Origin of the sequence: Streptomyces sp. W16, from assembly GCF_033194735.1 — a bacterium.
Lineage (GTDB): Bacteria > Actinomycetota > Actinomycetes > Streptomycetales > Streptomycetaceae > Streptomyces.
Map to the genome: position 1 here is coordinate 1 of NZ_JAWOAI010000507.1, position 6,871 is coordinate 6,871.

Consider the following 6,871-nt stretch of genomic DNA (forward strand, 5'->3'; position numbering starts at 1 on the left):
GGGAGGCCAACCGGCTGGTCGCGAAGGGCAAGATCCACCCGACGCTCTCCAAGGTGTACTCCCTGGAGGAGACCGGACAGGCCGCCTACGACGTCCACCGCAACCTCCACCAGGGCAAGGTCGGCGTTCTGTGCCTCGCCCCCGAGGAAGGCCTCGGTGTCCGCGACGAGGAGAAGCGCGCCCAGCACATCGACGCCATCAACCGCTTCCGGAACATCTGAGGGCTGAGGTCCAGTACATGACTGAGCGCCAGAAAGACCGGCCGTGGCTCATGCGCACGTACGCCGGTCACTCCACGGCAGAGGCGTCCAACGAGCTGTACCGGCGCAACCTCGCCAAGGGCCAGACCGGTCTGTCGGTCGCGTTCGACCTGCCGACGCAGACCGGCTACGACTCCGACCACATCCTCGCCCGCGGCGAGGTCGGCCGGGTCGGCGTGCCGGTGGCCCACGTCGGTGACATGCGCCGTCTGTTCCAGGACATCCCCCTGGACCAGATGAACACCTCGATGACGATCAACGCCACCGCCATGTGGCTGCTGGCGCTCTATCAGGTCGTCGCCGAGGAGCAGGGCGTCGACATCACCCAGCTCCAGGGGACGACCCAGAACGACATCGTCAAGGAGTACCTGTCGCGAGGCACACACGTGTTCCCGCCGGTTCCCTCGCTCCGGCTGACGACCGACATGATCTGCTACACGGTCAACCACATCCCCAAGTGGAACCCGATCAACATCTGCAGCTACCACCTCCAGGAGGCCGGAGCCACACCGGTCCAGGAGATCGCATACGCGATGTCCACCGCGATCGCCGTCCTGGACGCGGTGTTCGCCTCCGGTCAGATCCCCGAGGACCGCAGGGGCGATGTCGTCGCCCGCATCTCCTTCTTCGTGAACGCGGGCGTCCGCTTCATCGAGGAGATGTGCAAGATGCGCGCGTTCGGCCGTATCTGGGACGAGATCACGCGGGAGCGCTACGGCATCGAGAACCCGAAGCAGCGCCGGTTCCGCTACGGCGTCCAGGTCAACTCCCTCGGCCTGACCGAGGCGCAGCCGGAGAACAACGTCCAGCGAATCGTGCTGGAGATGCTGGCCGTGACGCTGTCGAAGGACGCACGCGCGCGTGCCGTGCAACTCCCGGCGTGGAACGAGGCGTTGGGGCTCCCCCGTCCCTGGGACCAGCAGTGGTCGCTGCGCATCCAGCAGGTCCTTGCGCATGAGAGCGACCTGTTGGAGTACGCGGACATCTTCGAGGGCTCGCACGTCATCGAGGCGAAGGTGGCCTCCCTGGTCGAGGAGTCCCTCGCCGAGATCGACCGCATCGAGGAGATGGGCGGCGCGATGGCCGCCGTCGAGTCCGGGTATCTCAAGTCGCAGCTCGTGTCCTCGCACGCGGAGCGGCGCGGTCGTATTGAGTCCGGTCAAGAGAAGATCGTCGGCGTCAACATCTTCAACACGACCGAGCCCAATCCACTCACCGCCGACCTCGATACAGCGATCCAGACGGTCGACCCGGCCGTCGAGGCCCGGGTCATCGAGTCGTTGCAGCACTGGCGGGACACGCGCTACCAGCCGCCGTTCAACCACCCGCGCCCGTGCAAGGCGCTGGAGCGGCTGAAGGAGGCCGCCAAGGGCACCGACAACCTCATGGAGGCCACCCTGGAGTGCGCCCGCGCCGGTGTCACGACCGGTGAGTGGGCCGGGGCCCTGCGCGAGGTGTTCGGCGAGTTCCGGGCGCCCACGGGCGTCTCGTCGGCGCCCGTCGCGGTGCCCGCCGAGGAGGGCTCGGCGATGGCCGAGGTACGCCGCAAGGTGGATGTGACGGCGCGCGAGATGGGCGCCGGAAAGCTGCGCTTCCTGGTCGGCAAGCCGGGCCTGGACGGACACTCCAACGGCGCCGAGCAGATCGCCGTACGCGCGCGGGACGCCGGCTTCGAGGTGGTCTACCAGGGCATCCGGCTCACCCCGGAGCAGATCGTGGACGCGGCCATCGCCGAGGACGTGCACGCGGTCGGCCTGTCCATCCTGTCCGGCTCGCACGCGCAGCTGGTGCCGGACGTGCTGGACCGGCTGCGCGAGGCCGGTGCGGCCGACATCCCGGTGATCGCCGGCGGGATCATCCCGAACGCCGACGCCGAGCAGCTCAGGGCCGCGGGAGTGGCCGCGGTCTTCACCCCGAAGGACTTCGACATCACGGGAATCATCGGCCGTATCGTCGACGAGATCCGGAAAGCGAACAAGCTCGACCCTCTGGAGGTCCCCGCATGACCACGCCCGCCCCCGTGAACCGGCTTCGTCCGCGACGCTCCTGTCTCGCGGTCCCCGGGAGCAACCCGCGCTTCCTGGAGAAGGCGCAGGGCCTCCCGGCCGACCAGGTCTTCCTGGACCTGGAGGACGCCTGCGCGCCGCTCGCCAAGCCCGAGGCGCGGCACACCATCGTCAAGTTCCTCAACGAGGGCGACTGGACGGGCAAGACGCGGGTCGTGCGCGTCAACGACTGGACGACCGAGTGGACGTACCGCGATGTCGTCACGGTCGTCGAGGGCGCGGGCCAGAACCTCGACTGCATCATGCTGCCGAAGGTGCAGACGGCCCAGCAGGTCGTCGCTCTGGACCTGCTGCTGACGCAGATCGAGAAGACGATGGGCTTCGAGGTTGGCAAGATCGGCATCGAGGCGCAGATCGAGAACGCGCAGGGCCTCAACAACGTCAACGAGATCGCGACGGCCTCCCAGCGCGTCGAGACGATCATCTTCGGCCCGGCCGACTTCATGGCGTCGATCAACATGAAGTCGTTGGTCGTGGGCGAGCAGCCGCCCGGCTACCCGGCGGACGCCTACCACTACATCCTGATGAAGATCCTTATGGCCGCCCGCGCCAACAACCTCCAGGCGATCGACGGCCCTTACCTCCAGATCCGCAACATCGACGGCTACCGCGCGGTCGCCCAGCGGGCCGCCGCGCTCGGCTTCGACGGCAAGTGGGTGCTGCACCCGGGCCAGGTCGAGGCGTCCAACGAGATCTTCTCGCCCTCTCAAGAGGACTTCGACCACGCCGAGTTGATCCTGGACGCGTACGACTACTACACGTCCGAGGCAGGCGGCAAGAAGGGCTCGGCGATGCTCGGCGACGAGATGATCGACGAGGCCAGCCGCAAGATGGCGCTCGTCATCTCGGGCAAGGGCCGGGCCGCCGGTATGGAGCGCACGTCCAAGTTCGAAGCCCCGGAGGCCTGAGCACCATGCAGTTCGGACGCACCTACGAGGAGTTCGAGGTCGGCGCGGTCTACAAGCACTGGCCCGGAAAGACCGTCACGGAGTACGACGACCACCTCTTCTGTCTCCTGACGATGAACCACCACCCGCTCCACATGGACGCCAACTACGCCGAGAACACAACAGACTTCGGCAAGAACGTGGTGGTCGGGAACTACATCTACTCGCTGCTGCTGGGCATGTCCGTGCCGGACGTGTCGGGCAAGGCGATCGCCAACCTGGAGGTCGAGTCGCTGAAGCACGTGGCGCCGACCTTCCACGGAGACACGATCTACGGCGAGACGACGGTCCTCGACAAGACGCCGTCGAAGTCGAAGAACGACCGCGGGATCGTCTACGTCGAGACCAAGGGCTACAAGCAGGACGGCACGCTGGTCTGTGTGTTCCGCCGCAAGGTGATGGTGCCGACCGAGACGTACATCAAGGAGCGCGGCGGCGAGCAGCCCGGCCGCCCCCAGCTGAAGCAGACGGAGAAGTAGCCATGGCGCGACTCGCCCAGACCGCCGGTCTCACCGACATCCAGCGGGAAATCCTGTCCACCGTCCGCGACTTCGTGGACAAGGAGATCCTCCCGGTCGCCACCGAGCTGGAGCACCGCGACGAGTATCCGCAAGCGATCGTCGACGGGCTCAAGGAGTTGGGCCTCTTCGGCCTGATGATCCCGGAGGAGTACGGCGGCCTCGGCGAGTCGTTGCTGACGTACGCCCTGTGCGTGGAGGAGATCGCGCGCGGGTGGATGTCCGTGTCCGGGATCATCAACACCCACTTCATCGTGGCCTACATGCTCAAGCAGCACGGCACGCAGGAGCAGAAGGACCACTTCCTGCCGCGCATGGCGGCCGGCGACATCCGGGGCGCGTTCTCCATGTCGGAGCCGGGGTTGGGTTCCGACGTCTCGGCGATCACGTCCAAGGCGGTCAAGGACGGCGACGAGTACGTCCTGACCGGTCAGAAGATGTGGCTGACGAACGGCGGTACGTCATCGCTCGTCGCCGTACTCGTGCGAAGTGACGAAGGGCACCCGGAGGGCACCGCGCCGCACAAGTCGATGACGACGTTCCTGGTCGAGAAGGAGCCCGGTTTCGGGGAGGTCCGGCCCGGTCTCACCATCCCCGGGAAGATCGACAAGATGGGCTACAAGGGCGTCGACACCACCGAGTTGATCATGGACGGCCTGCGGATTCCGGCCGACCGGGTGCTCGGCGGCCAGACCGGCCGAGGTTTTTACCAAATGATGGACGGAGTCGAGGTCGGCCGCGTGAATGTCGCGGCGCGTGGCTGCGGTGTCGCTCAGCGTGCCTTCGAACTGGGCGTCTCCTACGCGCAGCAGCGTCACACCTTCGGGAAGCCCATCGCCCAGCACCAGGCGATCCAGTTCAAGCTGGCGGAGATGGCTACCAAGGTCGAGGCCGCCCATGCGATGATGGTCAATGCGGCGCGCAAAAAGGACTCCGGGGAACGAAACGACCTTGAGGCAGGGATGGCGAAGTACCTCGCCTCCGAGTACTGCAAGGAGGTCGTGGAGGACGCCTTCCGGATCCACGGCGGGTACGGCTTCTCCAAGGAGTACGAGATCGAACGCCTTTACCGCGAGGCGCCGATGCTGTTGATCGGCGAAGGTACCGCCGAAATCCAGAAAATGATCATCGGGCGCAGGTTGCTCGAAGAGTATCGATTCCAGGGCTGATTGTCCGTTTCGGGGTGTTTTCTTCGAGAAGAAGATCACACCCCGTCAACGCTCTTCAGCCGCCGACTCGACTTACTGGCTTAGCCAGTTGTGGCTCACGACCGGTACGATCCCGGGAAAGCCGCCGTCCCCCGTTACAGTGCGGCATCATCCGCTACGAAGGTCATCCATGCCCCACAGCCAAACCTCTGCACCACGCGACAGCCTGGCAGGCGTACGCCTCGCGCGCGGAGCATCGCCGTGGCTCCTGCCGACCGTCGCCACCGCAGCCCTCAGCCTGGTACGTGCGCGCAAGTCCGGCGCCGCCAAGGCCGTGGCCGTACCCGCCACCGCGCTCGCGGCGGGCATGCTGTGGTTCTTCCGCGACCCCGAGCGCGAGATCACCCAGGGCCGGGTCATCTCGCCCGCCGACGGTGTGGTGCAGAGCATCATGCCGTGGAAGGACGGTCGCACCCGCGTCGCCATCTTCATGAGCCCGCTGAACGTCCACGTCAACCGCGCGCCGCTCTCCGGCACGGTGACGTCGGTCGAGCACATCCCGGGCGGTTTCGTTCCCGCGTTCAACAAGGAGAGCGAGAACAACGAGCGGGTCGTCTGGCACTTCGACACCGAGCTCGGTGACATCGAGATGATCCAGATCGCCGGCGCCGTCGCCCGCCGCATCGTCCCCTACGTCCCGCAGGGCACGAAGGTCGAGCAGGGCGAGCGCATCGGACTGATCCGCTTCGGTTCGCGTGTCGACATCTACCTCCCCGAGGGTGTCGAGGTGGACCTTGAAGTCGGTCAGAAGACGGTGGCTGGGGTGACTCGCATTGACCGTGGTTGATCCGGAGACACAGGCGGGCTGGGTGCCCGAGGCCGATGAGATGGACGACGAGGAGGAGATGCCTCTTTCTCTCCGCCTCTCAATAGCGGACACCCTCACCCTCGGCAACGCCACCTGCGGCTTCATGGCGGTGTACTTCACCACCACCGGCATCCTGATCCCGCACCTGACGGGCAACGACGAGTCGACCGGCATGGCCCGCCACAGCGCGGCCACCGCGGTCATCCTGATGCTGTGCGCGGCGGTCTTCGACCTCTTCGACGGCCTCGTCGCCCGCAAACTGCGCTCTTCCCCCATGGGCGCGGAGCTGGACAACCTGTCGGACCTGATCAGCTTCGGCCTCGCACCGGCGTACTTCGTCCTCGTCTACGGCATGGTCGCGGACGACGCGCACCAGAGAGTGGCCGCGGTCGGCGCGATCGTGGTGCTGCTTGCGGTGGTGCTGAGACTCGCCCGCTTCTCGTGCGTGACCCCGCCGAACGGCATGTTCCAGGGCATGCCCTCCCCGTTCGGCGCGCTGACGGTGGTCTCGATCGTGCTGCTTGAGCTGCCCTTCGCGGCCACGCTCATGGCGATCCTGGGCACCGCCTGGCTGATGGTGAGCCGGGTCGAGTACCCGAAGCCGCGGGGCCGCCTCGCGGTGGCGATGCTCGCCTGGATCGTCCTGTCGATGGGCCTGCTGGCATCCTGGGCGTTCGACGCCCCGGGCGGTCAGCTGCTCCTGCAGACGGGCTGCGCGCTCCAGCTGGTCATGGGCGCGGTGATCCCGCTGTTCGCGACGGCACGCCGGGTGAACAACTTCCGCGGCAACCGGCGCGAGGCGCGAGCAGCGCAGCCGTAGCGGTCGTAGCAGACGAAACGAAGGGCCCCGAGCCACTTGGCTCGGGGCCCTTCGGCGTTCCTCGGGCGCTCAGACCAGGAAGTCGCGGGCGATGTTCTCCGCCACCCGCTCCAGGATCGGTCCCGCCTCCGCGATGCACTTCACGACGTCCGGTTCGACCGAGGTCAGCGGGTAGGCGCGGCGGATGCCCGCGTGGCCCAGGGCCTGCGGCGGCAGCGCGAGCCGGCCGCAGACGGCGACGACC

Annotated in this window: 6 protein-coding genes and 2 pseudogenes; 7 read left to right on the forward strand and 1 reads right to left on the reverse strand. The window is 66.9% G+C overall.

The window, feature by feature from the left end; all coding sequences use genetic code 11:
• From R6V09_RS41945 to pssA, 7 genes and pseudogenes are all read left to right on the forward strand, one after another.
• Positions 1–221 (forward strand): annotated as a pseudogene (locus R6V09_RS41945) (crotonyl-CoA carboxylase/reductase); the annotation flags it as partial.
• 17 nt (positions 222–238) lie between these two features.
• Positions 239–2,266 carry a protein meaA gene (locus R6V09_RS41950; RefSeq protein ID WP_317886745.1) on the forward strand — a complete coding sequence of 676 codons (2,028 nt, stop codon included), beginning with the start codon at positions 239–241 and terminating at the stop codon, positions 2,264–2,266.
• Complete coding sequence (locus R6V09_RS41955; RefSeq protein WP_317772595.1) at positions 2,263–3,234, forward strand: HpcH/HpaI aldolase/citrate lyase family protein; 972 nt, start codon at positions 2,263–2,265, stop codon at positions 3,232–3,234. The genes R6V09_RS41950 and R6V09_RS41955 overlap by 4 nt, the downstream gene beginning before the upstream one ends.
• A 5-nt stretch (positions 3,235–3,239) precedes the next feature.
• Positions 3,240–3,752, forward strand: coding sequence for a MaoC family dehydratase (locus R6V09_RS41960; RefSeq protein WP_317886746.1), 513 nt, complete (start codon positions 3,240–3,242; stop codon positions 3,750–3,752).
• A 2-nt stretch (positions 3,753–3,754) separates the two neighbouring features.
• Positions 3,755–4,960, forward strand: coding sequence for an acyl-CoA dehydrogenase family protein (locus R6V09_RS41965; protein ID WP_317886747.1), 1,206 nt, complete (start codon positions 3,755–3,757; stop codon positions 4,958–4,960).
• A 169-nt stretch (positions 4,961–5,129) separates the two neighbouring features.
• Entirely contained in the window at positions 5,130–5,786 is a 657-nt protein-coding gene (locus R6V09_RS41970) for a phosphatidylserine decarboxylase (protein ID WP_317886748.1), read from the forward strand.
• A gap of 22 nt (positions 5,787–5,808) precedes the next feature.
• Positions 5,809–6,627, forward strand: coding sequence for a CDP-diacylglycerol--serine O-phosphatidyltransferase (gene pssA / locus R6V09_RS41975; protein WP_317886749.1), 819 nt, complete (start codon positions 5,809–5,811; stop codon positions 6,625–6,627).
• Between the two features lie 69 nt (positions 6,628–6,696).
• On the opposite strand, the pseudogene R6V09_RS41980 reads toward pssA, so the two are convergent.
• A pseudogene (locus tag R6V09_RS41980) lies at positions 6,697–6,871 on the reverse strand (glycerate kinase); the annotation flags it as partial.